Source organism: Lacibacter sp. MH-610 (assembly GCF_045780045.1).
Lineage (GTDB): Bacteria > Bacteroidota > Bacteroidia > Chitinophagales > Chitinophagaceae > Lacibacter.
The window spans coordinates 1826424-1844491 of sequence record NZ_CP116002.1 but is presented as its reverse complement, the minus strand read 5'-3'; the positions used below and the strand labels follow the sequence as shown (position 1 = coordinate 1844491).

The following is an 18068-nucleotide window of genomic DNA, read 5'->3' as shown; positions in this document are numbered from 1 at the left end:
TTAAATTACATCTCGTGAGGGGCTAAAGCTAATTATTTATTGTATAGGGCTGCAGTTCATCGGCCAACTTTCTGTCGTTACTCAACCTTGGCACTTTATTTTGACCACCCAGTTTACCGATGCTTTTCATATAATCAATGAACCCGTTTTTACGAACCGGGGTGATTTTTAAGCGTTCCAGAATATTTCCGGTGATCAGGTCATCGTAATAGATATTCTTCAAGCGAAGATTGTTATCAATTTTCTCTGCAAATGCCTGGATGTCGGCAGGGCCGTGTTCAAATTCCACAAACCATTCATGATAGCTTTTTCCGTTGTCCTGTGCAATATGCGGTGCCACTGTAAACTCTACCACTTTTACATTTTCTTCCTCTACAGCCCGCAACATACTCTGCTCTACTTCTTCGCCAATCACATGTTCCCCAAATGCAGAAATAAAATGCTTAATACGTCCGGTAACAATCAACCGGTAAGGGTTCGTGGACACAAACTTTACAGTATCTCCAATATTATATCCCCATAACCCTGCATTACTATTTACAATAAGGGCATAGTTTTCACCCACTTTTACATCCTTCAAACTCAAACGGGTGGGATTTTCATTAAAAATTTCGTTGGCAGGAACAAATTCAAAATAAATACCGCTGTTGGTATTTAACAAAAGCCCCTCCGCTTTCTGGCTGTCCTGGAAGGCAAAGAATCCCTCACTGGCGGGAAAGAGTTCGATACAATCTACCTGCCGGCCAATGCTTTCATAAAGTTTGGCCTTGTAGGGTTGAAAGTTCACGCCCCCCTGCACCATCACGCTGAAATTAGGGAACAATTCCCCTACTTTTTTGCCGCTTCTTTCAACCAGCCGGTCAAAATACATCTGCATCCACGGTGGTATGCCGCTGATGAGGGTCATATCTTCTTGAATGGTTTCTTCTACAATTTTATCCAGTTTGGTTTCCCAATCTTCAATACAATTGGTTTCAAAACTGGGTAATTGGTTTTTGCGCAGGTAGCCGGGTACATGGTGGTTCACAATACCGCTTAACCGGCCGGTTGGTATGTCGCCGATCCGTTCCAGTTCGGGCGAACCGGATAAGAAGATGAGTTTACCATCGGGAAATTTATTATTGCCGCTTTCTGCGATATAGCAAAGCAGGGCATTCCGGGCCGTATTGATATGGTTAGGAATAGAATCCTTGGTAATGGGGATGTATTTAACCCCGCTGGTGGTACCGCTTGTTTTGGCAAAATAAATAGGGCGACCTTTCCAGAGCACATTGTGCTTACCTTCTTTGATGGCCTGGATATAGGGTTTAAAAGCCTCATAATCCCTGATAGGTACTGCCTGGCTAAACTCAGCATGGGTTTTCACCTCTTTTAAGCTGTGGTCCTTACCAAACTGGGTACCGGTTCCTGTTTTCAGCAGGTTTTTAAGTAGGGATTCCTGGTCAGCTACGGCTGAAGACATCCCCTTTTTGATTTCTTTATAGATATACCCGGCAAATGGCTTTGCCAGGAAAGATTTAATTTTCATTACGATTGGCCCTAGTGGCCAACAAAATTAGCAGTACGCCCCCAAACGGTAGCGTTAAAATGAGGGCAAATTTTTTCAAGGTTTCCTTGTCTCCATAGCTAAAACCCCCTACCTTTGCAGCCCTAATATTGGAAAGTTATGTTCGCAGTAGTAAAAATCGCTGGTCAGCAGTTTAAAGTTACAGAAGGTCAAAGCCTTTATGTTCCTCACATTGAAGGTAACGCAGGTGATAACGTAGAGTTTTCAGATGTATTGATGGTAGATGCTGATGGCAGCATTACTACAGGCAGTGCAGTGAAAGCAAAAGTGAAAGCCGAAATCCTTGGTGAGAAAAAAGGTAAAACAGTTATTGCGTTTAAAATGAAACGCCGTAAAGGTTTCCGTAAGAAAAGAGGTCACCGCACTTTGTACACACAAATTAAAGTAACTGCAATTGCGTAAAATCTGAAACAACCATTTTCAGATTTTATCATTTTCAAAATTTCAAATTCTTAAACAATGGCACATAAAAAAGGTGAAGGTAGTGTAAAGAACGGTCGTGATTCACAAAGCAAACGCTTAGGTGTAAAGATCTATGGTGGTCAGCCTGCCAGTGCAGGAAGCATCATCATCCGTCAGCGTGGTACTGTTTATCATCCCGGTAAAAATGTGGGTGTAGGTAAAGATTATACACTGTTTGCATTAGCTGATGGTGTTGTAGAATTCAAAAAAGGAAAGAACAACAAGACTACTGTTTCTGTTGCTCCTGTTGAAGTTGGTGCATAAAAAATTTGTTTGGTTAAAAAAAATATTTATTTTTACCCAGATAAGTTTTTTTACTAACTCTAAATTCTACAAAAATGGCAACAAAAAAGAAAGCTGCTAAGAAAGCTGCTCCTAAAAAGAAAGCTGCTAAAAAAGCTGCTCCTAAAAAGAAAGCTGCTCCTAAAAAGAAAGCCGCTAAGAAAAAATAAGGTTCGCAAGAATCTGAAGGAAAAAAGCCCCACAGCAATGCGGGGCTTTTTCATTGGGAGAATTGCCATTGTTATTTTAGAGACTAAACAAACTATCTACAAATTCTTTCTTATTAAACACTAACAAATCTTCTACCTTCTCACCTACACCAATAAACTTTACCGGTATCTTGAATTGGTGGGCGATGGCCAGTACCACACCTCCTTTGGCAGTTCCATCCAGTTTGGTAATCACCAGGCCACTTACATCGGTTGCTGCCGTAAAATGTTTTGCCTGCTCCAGTGCATTCTGACCGGTACTGCCATCCAGTACCAGCAATACATCATGTGGTGCATCCGGAATTACTTTTTGTACCACCCTTTTAATCTTGCTCAACTCTTCCATCAAATGTGTTTTGGTATGCAAACGGCCTGCGGTATCAATGATAAGCACATCCACATTTTTTGCCACAGCGCTGTTCACTGCATCAAATGCAACGGAGGCAGGATCGCTTCCCATTTCTTTTTTTACAATGGGTACGCCGGTACGTTCACTCCAGATCGTTAGTTGATCAACTGCTGCTGCACGAAAGGTATCGGCAGCACCCAGCATCACCGATTTTCCGGCTGCCTTAAAATGATGCGCCAGTTTGCCGATGGTGGTTGTTTTACCTACACCATTCACTCCTACTACCATAATCACAAAAGGTTTCTTACCTGCCGGCAAATCAAAACCGGGGTAGTTGGTGTCTTCAGGTGCATCTACAAGAATATTCTGCAGTTCACTCTGCAATATGCTATTGAGTTCAGAAGTGTTGATGTATTTATCTTTCGCTACTCTTTCTTCGATACGCTCAATCAGGGCAACTGTAGTTTCAATGCCCACATCAGCTCCTACCAATGCTTCTTCCAGGTTGTCTAATACTTCAGCATCCACCGTGCTTTTTCCGGCAATGGCACGGGTTATTTTCCCGAGAAATCCTTCCTTGGTTTTTTCCAAACCCTGGTCAAGGCTTTCCTTTTCTTTTTTACCGAAGAGTTTTCCAAAAAATCCCATGATGTCTGTTTTATGCGGGTGAGACACCCACAGCTAAAAATAAAAACCAAAATTACATTCAGGCAAATTCACTTCTTCAGGCGGGTGAGTCACCCGCAGCCGAAATATTAAATCTACTTTCATTAAAGTGATAAAACCGAAACATTTGGGGTGACACACCCGAAAAACAAAAGCTGTTTCGGTACAAGTAACGAAACAGCTTCACGATCAATCAAAGTTGATATAATTATTTTTGAGCCAGGTAATCCTTCACTTTGTCTTTGTGAACGATTGCCTCTTTAAAAGTATAAGCGCCTGTTTTGGGGCTGCGTACTGCACGGATCACTTTGGTCCAGTTCTTTGATTCAGCCGCTGCTTTGGCGTCCTTAATTTTTGCGTTCTTTGAAGCTGCTTTAGCCATGACTTTTCAGTTTGTTCGTTTTCAAATCATAACGTGTTTGCACACATTACTTAATCTCTTTGTGAGTCGTTACTTTTTTAAGTATCGGGTTGAACTTTTTCAACTCCAGACGCTCCGGTGTGTTCTTTTTGTTTTTGGTAGTGATATAACGGCTTGTACCGGGCTGACCAGAAGTCTTATGCTCTGTACATTCCAAAATCACCTGAACACGATTACCTTTCTTTGCCATTGTATTCGCTGTTTAATTAAAATCAGTTAATCAGATTTTTTCACCTCTTGCTCTCAGTTCTTTTACCACGTTGTACAACCCACGCTTGTTGATGGTGCGGATTGCTTCAGTAGAAAGCTTCAGGGTAACCCATTTGTCTTCTTCAGCCAGGAAAAAACGCTTGGTTTGCAGGTTGGGTAAAAAACGACGCTTGGTCTTGATATTTGAGTGCGATACCTTGTGACCACCAACCGGCACTTTTCCTGTAAGCTGACATACTCTTGCCATGATACTAAAATTTTGGACGGCAAAGGTAGGGGAAAACAGCTTAAATGAAGAAAGAAATTTGGATTTTCTTTTATTCACAAATCTGTGTAAAGAGCTTTTGAGTGTTGACTTCGGAGTGTGACGTTATATACACCTCCGTGTACCCTGTGCCCTCTGTATGAAAAACAAATTCCTCACACAGAGCCAGGGAGAGGACGCAGAGGGTTTAATTCTTACAATTTCTCCTTTATGCTTCCTTATTTTTGCGCCCTATGGCAAAATCGGCTTCGGAAACTCCCCTCATGCAACAACACAAGGCTATCAAGGCGAAGTACCCTGATGCGGTGCTACTGTTCAGGGTGGGTGATTTTTACGAAACCTTTGGCGAAGATGCCATCATTACCAGCCAGGTATTGGGCATCACTCTTACCAAACGGAATAATGGTGCCGCAAGCAGCAGTGAACTGGCCGGCTTTCCGCACCACGCCCTGGATACTTATCTTCACAAACTGGTAAAAGCAGGCTACCGGGTAGCGATTTGCGATCAACTGGAAGACCCCAAGCAGGCAAAAGGCATTGTAAAACGGGGTGTAACAGAGCTGCTTACTCCGGGTACTACCACCAACGACAAATTGCTGGATAATGAGAATAACAATTTCCTCGCATCCGTACATTTCCAGGATAATAACCTGGGGCTTGCTTTTTTAGATGTGAGCACGGGTGAGTTTTTTATTACCGAAGGAAATAAAGACTATGCTGATAAACTCCTGCAAAGCCTTCGCCCGGCTGAAGTCATTTTTGAGCGACACAAACAAAAGCTGTTCAAAGAATGGTTTGGGCATCGGTTCTATACCTATCACCTGGAAGAATGGATTTTTGCTGATGCGTATGCGCAGGAGCTTTTGCTCAAACAGTTTCAAACACATTCCCTCAAAGGGTTTGGTGTTGAAAATTTACAAGCAGGCATCATTGCCGCAGGTGCCATTCTCCACTACTTAAAAGATACGGAACATCCTAACCTCGGGCATATTACCGGTATTCACCGCTTAACAGAAACCGATTATTTATGGATGGATCGTTTTACCATCCGCAACCTGGAATTACTGGGCAGCCAAAGCGATGGCGGACACTCTCTTATTAAAGTAATGGATAATACCGTTTCGGCGATGGGTGCCAGGCTCATGCGTCGCTGGATGGTACTGCCGTTAAAAGATAAACAACGGATTGAAGAACGGTTAGATACTGTTGAAACTTTACTGCTTGCTACCGATCTCCGCAAGCAACTGCAACACCTCATTAAACAGTGCGGCGACCTGGAACGATTGGTGGCGAAACTGCCGCTCAAAAAAATCAATCCTCGGGAAGTACTGCATTTAGCAAAAAGTCTGCAACATGCTGCGGAATTGAAAAAGCTTTGTGCCGGCAGCAACAGTAATTACTTCAAACGGTTGAGTGATACCATCAATCCATGTACGTTTATTGCAGATAAAATCATCAGCTCTTTAACGGATCAACCACCGGTAGCCGTTACTAAAGGCATGGTCATAAAAGACGGGATTGATAAAGAGCTGGATGAACTGCGACGCATTGCACATCATGGTAAAGAATATTTACTGGAAATACAACAAAGAGAAAGTGAAGCAACAGGTATTCCTTCACTCAAAATCTCCTTCAACAATGTTTTCGGTTATTACCTCGAAGTAACCAATGCTCATAAAAACAAAGTACCGGCGGAGTGGACAAGAAAACAAACACTGGCGAATGCTGAACGATACATTACTCCTGAACTGAAAGAGTACGAAGAAAAAATTACCGGTGCGGAAGAAAAGATCCAGGTGATAGAAGCCGCTTTATTTGAACAGCTCTTAACTGAAATGCAGGAATATGTGGGCCCGGTGCAAACCAATTCACAGGTGATGGCCATTGTGGATTGCCTTTGCAGTTTTGCTGAAAACGCACTGCAGTACAAGTATATAAAACCTACACTGCATGAGGGTGATGCATTAACAGCCAAAGATGTACGTCATCCTGTTATTGAACGGCAACTACCGGCGGGGGAACCTTATATTGCCAATGATATTTTACTGGATAAAGAATCACAGCAAATCATTATTCTCACCGGACCTAACATGAGTGGTAAGAGTGCTTTGCTGCGCCAAACAGGATTAATTGTACTGATGGCGCATATGGGCAGTTTTGTTCCTGCAAGTGAAGCACAAATTCCCATCACGGATAAAATTTTTACCCGTGTAGGTGCCAGCGATAACCTGAGCGGCGGCGAAAGTACTTTTATGGTGGAGATGAATGAAACAGCCAGCATCATCAACAACCTTAGCGATAAGAGTTTGATTTTGCTGGATGAAATCGGACGTGGCACTTCTACCTATGATGGTATTTCCATTGCCTGGAGCATTGCCGAATTTCTGCACCAGAGCCCCCATCAACCCAAAACATTATTTGCCACACACTATCATGAGTTGAATGAGCTGGAAGAAAAGTTCAGCCGTATTAAAAACTATCATATTACCAATAAAGAAGTTGGCAACAAAGTCGTGTTCCTCCGCAAACTGGCACCTGGGGGAAGCGTACACAGTTTTGGTATTCATGTAGCCCGTATGGCAGGTATGCCTCCGGCATTAATTAACCGTGCCAATGAAATACTGAAGCAATTAGAAGAGCTCCGTTCACAGGCGGATGTAAAACAGCAACTCAAACAATTACCGGTTGAAAAAATGCAGCTCAGCATTTTTGATGTACACAGCCAGACCTTTGAAGAAATAAGAACCATGCTGGAAGGGATGGATATCAACCGCTTAACACCTGTGGAAGCGTTGTTGAAATTGCAGGAGATCAAATCAAAACTCAAATAAGTTCTTAAAAAAAATCCCTCTGCAATGCAGAGGGATTTTTTTTCTTTGTAATCAATTTTTTAAAACGGCAAATCATCTGCCACATCATTACCGATGCCGGGTTCATTGCTCATTTGAGGAGCTGCAGCCGGAGCGCTGTAACCACCACCATTGCTGCTTCCACCTTCTGTATTACGGCTGCCCAGCAATTGAATACTTAATACACGCATTGAAAGTGAAGCACCGCTTTTACCATCCTGAGTCTGGTAAGTTCTTACTTCAGGAGTTCCTTCTGCATATACCTGTGTTCCTTTTTTCAGATAGGGCGCAATACCGGTACGGTCGCTCCAGTAGGCGCAATCCACCCAGGTTGTTTTTTCACGCTGGGCACCGGTACTGTCTTTAAATTTTTCCGTGTGAGCTACGGTAAAGTTCATAACGTTTTTTCCGTTTACCGTGTTCACCACACAATCCTTTCCCAAATTGCCGATTACTTGTAGTTTGATCATAACTTAAAAATTTAGCTGAATAATAATATGAACGATGAATGTACAGGTATTTTCGAAATTTTTCAGCGGAATGTTGAAATATGTTTCATCACTCTATCCACAAGAAATTGCTCCCTGAAAAAAGCTTACGAACTTCAAAGAATGCAGGAAACAGCTGTGAAATGGAACCTTCTGGAAACAGGCCCCGTGGTGGAAGCAGAAATTTTTTCTTCTGAAGAAGCTTTTCTGAAATTCAAAAACTACGGAACTCCTGAATCATTTGCCAGGGTAAAATTGCTGGTGGATACAGGATCCAATATTTCCGGGCTGGATCACTCCATTATAAAAATGCTCAACCTGTTTTCCTACAACGACTCTGAAGAATGGGTACAGGGTCAGGGTGGCAGTTGGCAGGTGTTACGATACAGCTGTGTGCTCTACCTGCCTATCTTCAAAAAGAAAGCGCTCACCTTCGATGTACTCGGAGGTCATTTTAATGGCAGTGCTTACGACGGAGTTATAGGCAGAGATGTACTTCAGTTCTGCGAATTCAAATACGACGGTGTTAAAAACGCTTTTTCATTAGTGGCTAAAGGATTTTAAATAACTGACGCCTCTCCCATCACCGGGATCTACAAACTACTTACCATCCGCTTCTTTCACCTAACTTTGCATGTTTTCTTTTAAAGAAACGATTACAATTATGAGTGCAAAAGGAAAAGTTCTGGTGGCCATGAGCGGCGGTATTGACAGTACAGTTACAGCCCTTATGCTCCATCATGAAGGTTATGAAGTAGTTGGCATCACTATGAAAACCTGGGATTATGCCAGCAGCGGCTCCGGTGCCAAAGGTAAAAAGGAAACAGGCTGTTGCAATCTTGATAGTTTTAATGATGCCCGTGCGGCAGCTGTACAACACGGCTTTCCCCACTATATTTTAGACATCCGTGAAGAGTTTGGTGATTTTGTGATTGAGAATTTTGTAGATGAATATCTCAACGGCCGTACACCCAATCCCTGCGTTTTATGCAATACACATATTAAATGGCGGGCATTGCTCAAACGGGCAGATATGATGAACTGTGATTTTATTGCTACCGGCCACTATGCTAAAATTCAGCAGCACAGCAACGGGCGTTACTTTATTTCCAAAGGCGTAGATGAAACCAAAGACCAGAGCTATGTACTTTGGGGCCTGCAGCAGGATTTGCTGAGCCGAACTTTACTGCCACTTGGCGGCTACCGTAAAACCGAGATCCGGCAAATGGCGCATGACTACGGCTATCCGGAACTGGCTAAAAAAGCAGAGAGCTATGAAATCTGTTTTGTGCCGGATAATGATTACCGTGGCTTTTTAAAACGTAAAGTGGAAGGACTGGAAGATCGTGTAAATGGGGGAAACTTTGTAGACAAATCCGGTAATATCCTGGGCAAACACAATGGATATCCGTTCTATACCATTGGTCAACGTAAAGGGCTGGGCGTTACGTTTGGCAAACCCGTTTTTGTTACTGAAATCATTCCGGAAACCAATACCGTTGTTTTGGGCGATGAGGAAGACCTTGATAAGACCGAAATGGAAGTTGGGAAAATCAACCTCATTAAGTACGATGCCATCAGCTCCGGCATGGAAGCGGTTACCAAAATCCGGTATAAAGACAAAGGCTCCCTGAGCAATCTATATCCCCAGGATAACGGAACGGTAAAAGTTCAGTTTTACGAGCAGGCGAAAGGAATTGCACCCGGGCAAAGCGCTGTTTTTTATGAAGGAGACGATGTCATTGGTGGAGGAATTATAATGAGAAAACCATTGTTTTGATGCAATGATTCTGAATATTTTACGTTAAAAGGCATGCACAGCGTGCCTTTTTTTATGCAGCGCTGAGAACCCTTGAGGTATCTATAAACAATAAGAAACTGACAATCATTAACTAACTTAACTTTAATGAAAACCTTTTCCACTATTTCGTCCCTTTTTGAAAAATGGATTCCGGCCTTTGCCCTCCTTTTACTATTCGCTTCCTGTTCTAAAAAAACGGAAACCCTGGATACCCTCACCCTTGAGGAGTTGATGCCCGTGAAAAAAGGCAAATTCATTACTTACCGTGTGGATTCACTTATCTTCTTTAACGGTGGTAAAGCAGAAAAAATCAACAGCTACCAGGTGCGTCATCAGTTTGACAGCCTGGGTGTTGACAATCTCAACCGCCCCATGTGGATTGTAAATACTTATATCAACGATAGTGCTGCCAGCGGCTCCTGGACTCCTAACGGACAATACACTGTTACGTTTGTTGATAATAAACGTGCTGAGGTAAACGAAAACAATCTCCGGGTGATTAAACTTTATTTACCCGTTAAGGAATCTTTTACCTGGCTGGGCAATTCATACCTGCCTGATAAACCTTATGCTTCTTACGGCACTAATCTCAACATCAGTCTCTGGAATTTTTCTTACGATGCCATCAATCAAACAGAACGCATCGGCAATCAAACCATCAATGATGTAACTACGGTACTCCACATTAATGAATCAAGAGGAGTGCCACTGGTTGATAATACCAAGTATGCTTCGCAGGAACGCTCCTTAGAAAAATTCGCCAAGAACATTGGCATGGTGTACCGTGAACATTATGTTTGGGAGAACCAGCCGAATGAACGCACCAGCGGCACGCCGCCGGTAACAACCTTTGATCCACGCCTTGTAGGCTTTGGCATCAAAATGTGGATGGTTGCCAGAAATTAATTGCATCTTTAGCAAAAACTTTATGAAGAAATGGCTGCTTTTACTGTTACTGTTGCGGTTCGCAGATGATGTGTGTGCACAGTACAGCAAGTATGTTATTTTTTTTACGGATAAGAATGAAACGGGCTTCAGCCTCAGCAATCCATCAGCTTATTTATCCGCCAAATCAATTGCCAGGAAAACAAGATACCAGGTTCCCATTGACAGTAATGACCTGCCGGTAGTACAACGGTATGTTGACAGTGTTCGCCTTGCAGGTGTCGTTACCATTTTAGGACGGAGCAGGTGGTTGAATGCAGTGATCATTCAAACAACAGATGCAGCGGCTTTACAAAAAATCAATTCCTTTCCCTTTGTAAAAAAAAGGGATAGCGTGGCATTTAAATCAGGAAGTACTATTACACCGCAGCCTGCTAAACTGCCAACGATAAATCCTTTAGGTCCGCTTAACTATGCAAGAACTTCACAAACAACAGCTGACACATTTAACTACGGTGTTTCCTCCAATCAAATAAAAATTCACAAAGGTGAATTCCTGCATAACATCGGGGCACGTGGACAAACCATGAGCATTGCGTTTCTGGACGCCGGCTTCACAGGTTTTCAAACCAATCGCTTTTTTGACAGTGCCCGTAACCGTAATCAAATACTCGGCACCTGGGATTTTGTATCAGGCAACAGCAATGTAAATGAAGATCATCCGCACGGATTAAACTGTTTTTCAATTGTAGCTGCTTATATACCCGGAACCTTCATCGGCTCCTGTCCTGAAGCATCTTATTATTTATTACGAACTGAAGACGCACCAACGGAACAGATTATTGAAGAATACAATTGGGTATTGGGAGCTGAATATGCTGATAGCGCCGGTGCTGATCTTATCTCCTCTTCACTCGGCTATACCACTTTTGACAACCCTGCTTATGATCATAGCTATGCAGATATGAATGGCAATACCACTGTCATCAGCCGCATGGCAGACCTCGCCGCTAAAAAAGGAATCCTGGTGGTGAACAGTGCCGGCAACGATGGTTCCGGCAGTTGGCGTTACATAGGCGCTCCGGCTGATGGCGATAGTGTGTTATCAGTAGGCGCTGTAAACAACAGCGGCATTATTGCTTCTTTCTCCAGTTATGGCCCCACAAGCGACGGACAAATAAAACCTGATGTTGTTTCAGTAGGCTCGGGTACCGTTTTATCCAATACATCCGGCAATACAACTACGGGAAGCGGCACTTCTTTCTCCTGTCCTAACATGGCGGGTTTAGCAGCTTGTTTATGGCAATTATTTCCTGAATTCAATAACTGGAAAATCATTACAACACTTCGTCAAAGTGCAGACCGTTTCAATACGCCGCATGAACAATATGGCTACGGGCTACCGAATATGAAAAAAGCATTCGGAATTTTAGTTGCAGATGCTTCAAGCATGACGGCCACCATCAACAACTTTACAACAACCGTTAACTGGAGCAGTAAAGACATCAGCACCATGCGATACCAGGTAGAACGAAAGTTGCCCAATGAATCCAATTATACGGTAGTGCAAACGGTGGCGGCAACAGGTAATGTTGTAGCGCTCAGAAATTATTCAGTGAATGATGTAATCAGTAACAGTCCTGCCGGAACAGTAAGCTATCGCATCCGCCAGGTGATTGATACCTCCATTACCGGTTATGATGCTTACCTGATTGATTCCGCTACGGTTATTCTTTCCGTTGCCACTTCTACCATTGACAGAAACAGAACTGACAAAACAATTCAACTTTATCCCAATCCTGTTACTTCTTCGCTTTCCATCAAACTGAATGAACAGACAGCAGGCAATTACCTGTTCCAGGTTTTTAACCAGCAGGGACAACTGCTCATTACTCAATCCTTCAACAAACCATCCGGAACAATCACACAAAACATCCCTGTTAACCTTTTACCTAAAGGGAATTATATTCTTTCAGTATCTAAAGACGGGAAACCGGTTGCCACAAAAGAATTCACTAAACAGTAATCAACGCTTCTGTAATAGTGCAGCAAACATGGTATCTGCTTTCTCATGATACCCTTTCAATAATCTTTGTTCTATCAGTTGTAAGGAGCATTGCTGCTGAAGCATTTGCACCACTTCTTCATTTTCTTTCTTGTACACAGAGCAGGTGATGTACAACAGATAGCCCTGCTGTTTCAGCTGCGGCACAACGGCGGCTGCAATTTTCTGTTGAAGCTGACTGTAGGAATCAATAGAAGCTGATTCAAAAGAACGCATCTGTTCCGGCGTACGGCCCCAGGTACCGGAACCTGAACAGGGTACATCCGCAATGATAAGATCATAAGCAGTTGATGGAAGCTTCAGATTTTCTGCAGACAAATCAGCTACAAAACTTTTGTACTTGCTGATGCCTGCTTCTGCAAAACGTTTTTTTAAATTGAAAAGAATCGTTTCACGAACATCGCTTACCGTTAACTCAACCTGATCCAGTATGTCTTTCGCCATAATTGATTTGCCACCGCTGGCTGCACAGCAATCCCAAACGCTGATGGGTGTTGTAAGATGTTGAAATGACCCTGAGCGGAGTCGAAGGGTCTGCAGCCCATCCTGAGCGGAGTCGAAGGATTTGACGGAATTGAGAAGGGAAGCCACCTGTTGCGAACTATAATCCTGTACCACTACTTCTTTGTTCAACAAAAGTATATCAGCAATTTTTGTAGTGATGGGTACGGCTACACAGGTTTCACTCTTCATTTCAAAACCAATTCCTGCATCAGTAAGTTTTTGAAGAACAGTTTCTTTATAACCCGGCCTTATTCTTAAAAACAAATCAGGTTGGGTAAAATGACTTTTACAAAAAGCATCCGCATCAATTCCTCCACTCAATTCATCAACAAAAGGAAATAAATCGGTTGCAGTAAGATGCAGCATTTGCAGTTTTTCATTGATGGGCAGTGCTGCTTTTTCATTCCAATCGGGGTTTGCCAGTAAGAGCAATTCACTTTCAGAAACCGAACATAAAAACAACCCGGTGATCATTCGCTCCTGTACTGATTCATTCTCCATCAAATGACCCATTCTGAAATAACAATAACATAAATGAGCAATCGTTTTACGATCCCGGCTTCCAAATTTTTTATCAGCTGCAAACTGCTTTTTTAAAAAAGAAGCAAAGGGTTCATCATGTGTATATGACCGAACAAAATTTACAGCAGTATTGAAATAGGAATAATAACGGCTCACAGGTGCAAAGAAAAGCAAATCAGCAGCAATAAAAACTTCTGTGTATTAATAACGGAATTCCCAATAAAAGAAAAGCGTCCCTTTATGTTCGGGACGCTTTTTTAGCAAGTAACCGTTAGAAGTTACGAGGTGTTTTATACTTCTAACAGAGTCTTTACCGGATCTTTTCCGAACAACAGCAGTTCAGGATTCTCCAGCAATTCTTTTACTCTTACCAAGAAGCTCACACTTTCCCTTCCATCTATAATACGATGATCATAACTTAATGCTACATACATCATGGGCCTTATTACCACTTGTCCGTTTACCGCCATCGGCCTTTCCTGTATTTTATGCATGCCTAAAATAGCACTTTGCGGCAAATTAATAATGGGTGTACTCATCAAACTTCCGAACACACCACCATTGGTAATGGTGAATGTTCCGCCCGTGAGTTCTTCCATCGTTAATTTATTATCTCTTGCTTTGCCTGCAAGTTCTACTACTTTCTTTTCTACATCAGCCATACTCATACTTTCCACATTACGCATCACAGGAACTGTGAGGCCACGTGGTGTAGATACAGCAATGGAAATATCTGCATAATCATGATACACAATTTCATCACTGTCAATATAAGCATTCACCGCCGGCCATTCGCTTAAAGCAATGGCACAGGCTTTCGCAAAAAAGCTCATAAAGCCAAGATTCACTCCATGTATTTCTTTAAACTTGTCTTTGTATTTGGAACGCACTTCCATGATACGGCTCATGTCCACTTCGTTGAACGTAGTTAACATGGCGGTTGTATTCTTGCTCTCCACCAAACGGCGACTGATGGTTTTGCGCAGGTTACTCATCTTTTCTTTCCGCACATTACGGCTGCCCAAACCGCCTCCGTTAAAAGAAACTTTACCGGGATTGCTCAAAGCCTGTAATACATCATCTTTCAAAATTTTTCCACCGCTGCCGCTTGGTTTGATGGAACCTACATCAACTTTTTTATCGGCAATGATAGCTGCCGCAACAGGAGTTGCTTTGATGTCATTACTTACAGCAGCTACAGGAGCAGTTGTTTCAACCTTTGCAACCGGTGCCGCTTCTTTCTTTTCTTCCTTGGAAGCAGCAGGTGCAGCGCCTTCGGGTTTAGCAGCAGTTTCATCAATCCGGCATACCACATCACCGATCTTTACCGTATCTCCTTCAGCCGCACCGTGTTTTAAGATACCGGCTTTTTCTGCATTGATTTCAAATGTTGCTTTTTCACTTTCCAGTTCAGCAATTACTTCATCACGCTCAACCCATGCACCATCAGCTTTCGTCCATTTGAGTAAGGTTACTTCGCTGATAGACTCGCCTACAACCGGAACTTTTATATCAATCATAATTTCTTTTTGAAGTGTTGCAAATTTCGGGGGAAAAATGATTTCTTTTTACTGTTTAAATTGAAAATACCGTATCCACAATTTCTTTTTGCTCCTGTTGGTGTACTTTATTATATCCTGTTGCAGTAGATGCAGAAGCCTGTCTGCTTATGACGCCGAAGTTGATGCTCTTTAATTGCATTTGCATAAACCAGGCTGCACCCATATTCATCGGTTCTTCCTGCACCCAGAACCAGGTGGCTTTATTGTACTTCTGGTACAGGGCTTCCAGTTGTTGTACCGGCAATGGATACAATTGTTCTACACGAACAATGGCCACATCAGTACGGTTGTCTTTTGCTTTACGCTCTGCCAGGTCAAAATACATTTTACCGGTGCAGAAGAATACCTTCTTCACCTGCGATGCATCAGGCTGTGCAGGGTCATCAATCACTTCTTTAAAACCACCATTAATAAATTCTTCTTTTAAGGAATAAGTACCTGCATTCCGCAGATTGGCCTTGGGCGAAAAATTAATCATCGGCTTACGGAACGGCCAGGCAACCTGCCGACGTAAAGCATGGAAGAAATTAGCAGAGGTAGTGATATTGGTGATCACCATATTCAGTTCTGCACACATTTGTAAAAAGCGTTCCATACGGGCACTGCTGTGCTCCGGACCCTGCCCTTCATATCCATGCGGTAACAGCATGACCACACCATTCATACGGTTCCACTTTTGTTCACCGGCAGCAATAAACTGATCAATCATGGTTTGTGCACCATTGCAGAAATCACCAAACTGCGCCTCCCATAACACCAATGCATTGGGATTGGCCATGGCATAACCATATTCAAAACCCAGCACTCCATATTCACTCAGCAAAGAATTATAAATTCTGAATTTGCCATTGGCGCCTTCAATACCTGTTAAGCGGTTATAAGGTCTGTTGGTAACTTCATCCCGCAGCACTGCATGACGGTGAGAGAAAGTACCACGCTGCACATCCTGTCCGCTCATACGCACATCATTCCCTTCCAGCAGCAAACTGCCATAGGCCATCAGTTCCCCGGTAGCCCAATCAATTTTACCTTCTTCATTAAAGAGTTTTATTTTCTCCTGGATGATTTTTTCCACTTTTTTCAGCGGTTTAAAATCATCCGGCCATTTCATGATACTGTTGAAGATGTTGGTAAAAGTAGCTTCAGAAACGGCCGTAATTGGTGATTGTACAAAATCATCAGCAGTTGCTCTTCTTAAACTTTTCCATGCAAGTTCCGGTGCCTGGTAATGATAAGGAAGCGGATTCTGTTTTACTTCATCCAAACGTTCCTGCAAATCACTCCAGAATTTCTGCTCCATTTCTTTAGCCAGAGCTTTGGCTTCTTCCTCACCATTCTTTAGTAAATACTCTGTATATACTTCCCGTGGGTTGGGATGCTTATCAATCATGGCATACAACTGCGGCTGTGTAAACTTGGGATCGTCCCCCTCGTTATGACCATGCTTGCGGTAACACACCATATCAATAAACACATCGCAATGAAACTCCTGGCGGAAACGAACCGCCAACTCCACACATTTCACCACCGCTTCCGCATCATCACCATTTACATGAAACACAGGTGCCTGTACCATGGCGGCCAGTGAAGTACAATAATCAGAGCTTCTTGCATCATCAAAATCAGTAGTAAAACCAATCTGATTATTAATAACAAAGTGAATGGTTCCGCCGGTGTAATAACCATCCAGCTCACTCATCTGCAATACTTCATACACAATCCCCTGCCCTGCTACAGATGCATCACCATGGATGAGAATGGGCAATATCTTATCAAAGTCACTTTCGTACATAATATCAGCCTTTGCACGACTGAAACCCACTACAACAGGGTCTACTGCTTCCAGGTGCGAAGGATTGGGCATGAGTTTCAGGTGCATAGTTCTTCCGTCATCGGTCTGCACTTCACTACCATAACCCATATGGTATTTTACATCACCACTGCCCATGGTTTGATCCATCGTGGCAGTTCCTTCAAACTCACTGAAGATCTGCTCATAGGTTTTACCCATGATATTGGCCAGCACATTCAAACGGCCACGGTGCGCCATACCAATCACTACTTCATGCACATCATGCTTGGCGGCGGTATTAATGATTTCATCCAGTGCGGCAATGGTTGTTTCACCACCTTCCAGTGAAAAACGTTTTTGGCCGATGTATTTGGTGTGCAGGAATTTTTCAAACATCACACCCTGGTTGAGTTTTTCCAGGATGCGGCGACGCTTTTGTAAAGCCAGTGGCTGATGAAAATCGTTTTCAATGGCCCTGGTTAAAAAATCAACACGCTTCTGATCGCTGATGTATTTGAACTCTGCCCCTACATGACCGGCATAACATTTCTCCAGGTGATTGTAAATGTTGCGGAGTGTGGTGGTGCCCAGACCAATTAACTGACCGGCATGAAATTCTTTATCCAGATCAGCCTCTGAAAAACCATAAAAGCCTAACTCAATATTAGCACCACGGTCTTTCCGTTTGCGGATGGGGTTGGTTTTAGCAATCAGATGCCCTTTGTTACGGTAGCCCAATATCATTCGGTAGGCCTGTATTTCACGCATCCAGTCAATACCTGAAGAAGTGCTGAGCGGAGTCGAAGCACCGTTAGCGGAACTGAGCGTAGTCGATGTTCCATTAGCAGCCCCGCTGCCCACCGCAAAATCGAACCCCTCGAAGAATTTTTTCATTTCGGGGTCAACGGTATTGGGGTCTTTTACAAAATCCTGGTATAAACTTTCGATGTATTGCGGATGGGAGCCGGTGATATACTGGAAATCCTTCATAAAATTTGGGTGATTACGCTTTTTTAAAGGGCTACAAATATCGGTTGTTTCAGCTCAGAAAAAACAGGCAGCAGCAGATAAACCCGTTGCAATTTTGTGAATCGTGTAAAAGTCCATTGCCTGGCTTAAAAAGGATAGCTAAAAAAAACTGGAAAATCATCTGGCAGGAAAGATGTTTT

General features: G+C 42.9%; 16 protein-coding genes. 7 read left to right on the top strand and 9 right to left on the bottom strand.

The genetic code is table 11. The features are described 5' to 3' along the window. Positions 1-28: 28 nt before the first annotated feature. Complete coding sequence (locus tag PDL71_RS08460) at positions 29-1528, bottom strand: GH3 auxin-responsive promoter family protein (protein WP_407528018.1); 1500 nt, start codon at positions 1526-1528, stop codon at positions 29-31. Between the two features lie 138 nt (positions 1529-1666). Here PDL71_RS08460 and rplU point away from each other — a divergent pair, with 138 nt between their 5' ends. Beyond that, the gene (rplU, locus tag PDL71_RS08455; protein WP_407528016.1) at positions 1667-1969 is read left to right on the top strand and encodes a 50S ribosomal protein L21; all 303 of its coding nucleotides are present in this window, start codon (positions 1667-1669) and stop codon (positions 1967-1969) included. 57 nt (positions 1970-2026) lie between these two features. Next, positions 2027-2293, top strand: a complete 267-nt coding sequence (rpmA, locus tag PDL71_RS08450; protein WP_407528012.1) for a 50S ribosomal protein L27 — start codon at positions 2027-2029, stop codon at positions 2291-2293. A 264-nt stretch (positions 2294-2557) separates the two neighbouring features. Here the strand turns inward: rpmA and ftsY are convergent, their stop codons facing one another. From ftsY to rpmB, 4 genes are all read right to left on the bottom strand, one after another. After that, positions 2558-3517: a signal recognition particle-docking protein FtsY gene (gene ftsY / locus PDL71_RS08445; protein ID WP_407528009.1), complete on the bottom strand. Its 960-nt coding sequence runs from the start codon at positions 3515-3517 to the stop codon at positions 2558-2560. Between the two features lie 226 nt (positions 3518-3743). Continuing rightward, on the bottom strand, positions 3744-3917 hold the full coding sequence (locus PDL71_RS08440) for a DUF4295 domain-containing protein (protein ID WP_407528006.1): 174 nt from the start codon (positions 3915-3917) through the stop codon (positions 3744-3746). A 46-nt stretch (positions 3918-3963) separates the two neighbouring features. Next, the gene (gene rpmG, locus PDL71_RS08435) at positions 3964-4146 is read right to left on the bottom strand and encodes a 50S ribosomal protein L33 (protein ID WP_129132648.1); all 183 of its coding nucleotides are present in this window, start codon (positions 4144-4146) and stop codon (positions 3964-3966) included. Positions 4147-4176: 30 nt separating this feature from the next. Continuing rightward, positions 4177-4413, bottom strand: a complete 237-nt coding sequence (rpmB, locus tag PDL71_RS08430) for a 50S ribosomal protein L28 (RefSeq protein ID WP_407528003.1) — start codon at positions 4411-4413, stop codon at positions 4177-4179. Positions 4414-4664: 251 nt separating this feature from the next. Here rpmB and mutS point away from each other — a divergent pair, with 251 nt between their 5' ends. Then, positions 4665-7262 carry a DNA mismatch repair protein MutS gene (gene mutS / locus PDL71_RS08425; RefSeq protein WP_407528000.1) on the top strand — a complete coding sequence of 866 codons (2598 nt, stop codon included), beginning with the start codon at positions 4665-4667 and terminating at the stop codon, positions 7260-7262. A 59-nt stretch (positions 7263-7321) separates the two neighbouring features. On the opposite strand, the gene PDL71_RS08420 is transcribed toward mutS, so the two are convergent. Then, on the bottom strand, positions 7322-7750 hold the full coding sequence (locus PDL71_RS08420; RefSeq protein ID WP_407527997.1) for a single-stranded DNA-binding protein: 429 nt from the start codon (positions 7748-7750) through the stop codon (positions 7322-7324). A 141-nt stretch (positions 7751-7891) separates the two neighbouring features. Here PDL71_RS08420 and PDL71_RS08415 point away from each other — a divergent pair, with 141 nt between their 5' ends. From PDL71_RS08415 to PDL71_RS08400, 4 genes are all read left to right on the top strand, one after another. Then, positions 7892-8332 carry a hypothetical protein gene (locus PDL71_RS08415; protein ID WP_407527994.1) on the top strand — a complete coding sequence of 147 codons (441 nt, stop codon included), beginning with the start codon at positions 7892-7894 and terminating at the stop codon, positions 8330-8332. A 100-nt stretch (positions 8333-8432) separates the two neighbouring features. After that, positions 8433-9548 carry a tRNA 2-thiouridine(34) synthase MnmA gene (gene mnmA, locus PDL71_RS08410; protein WP_407527991.1) on the top strand — a complete coding sequence of 372 codons (1116 nt, stop codon included), beginning with the start codon at positions 8433-8435 and terminating at the stop codon, positions 9546-9548. A gap of 126 nt (positions 9549-9674) precedes the next feature. Beyond that, positions 9675-10475, top strand: a complete 801-nt coding sequence (locus PDL71_RS08405) for a hypothetical protein (RefSeq protein WP_407527988.1) — start codon at positions 9675-9677, stop codon at positions 10473-10475. A gap of 22 nt (positions 10476-10497) precedes the next feature. Beyond that, entirely contained in the window at positions 10498-12480 is a 1983-nt protein-coding gene (locus PDL71_RS08400; protein WP_407527986.1) for a S8 family serine peptidase, read from the top strand. On the opposite strand, the gene PDL71_RS08395 is transcribed toward PDL71_RS08400, so the two are convergent. The 3 genes from PDL71_RS08395 to PDL71_RS08385 form a co-directional block, all read right to left on the bottom strand. Then, a complete protein-coding gene (locus PDL71_RS08395) occupies positions 12481-13719 on the bottom strand; it encodes an Fmu (Sun) domain-containing protein (RefSeq protein WP_407527983.1) in 1239 nt (412 codons plus the stop codon). Between the two features lie 116 nt (positions 13720-13835). After that, positions 13836-15065 (bottom strand): 2-oxoglutarate dehydrogenase complex dihydrolipoyllysine-residue succinyltransferase, encoded by a 1230-nt coding sequence (odhB, locus tag PDL71_RS08390; protein ID WP_407527980.1) that lies wholly within the window; start codon positions 15063-15065, stop codon positions 13836-13838. 55 nt (positions 15066-15120) lie between these two features. Further along, a complete protein-coding gene (locus PDL71_RS08385; RefSeq protein ID WP_407527977.1) occupies positions 15121-17889 on the bottom strand; it encodes a 2-oxoglutarate dehydrogenase E1 component in 2769 nt (922 codons plus the stop codon). Positions 17890-18068: the final 179 nt, after the last annotated feature.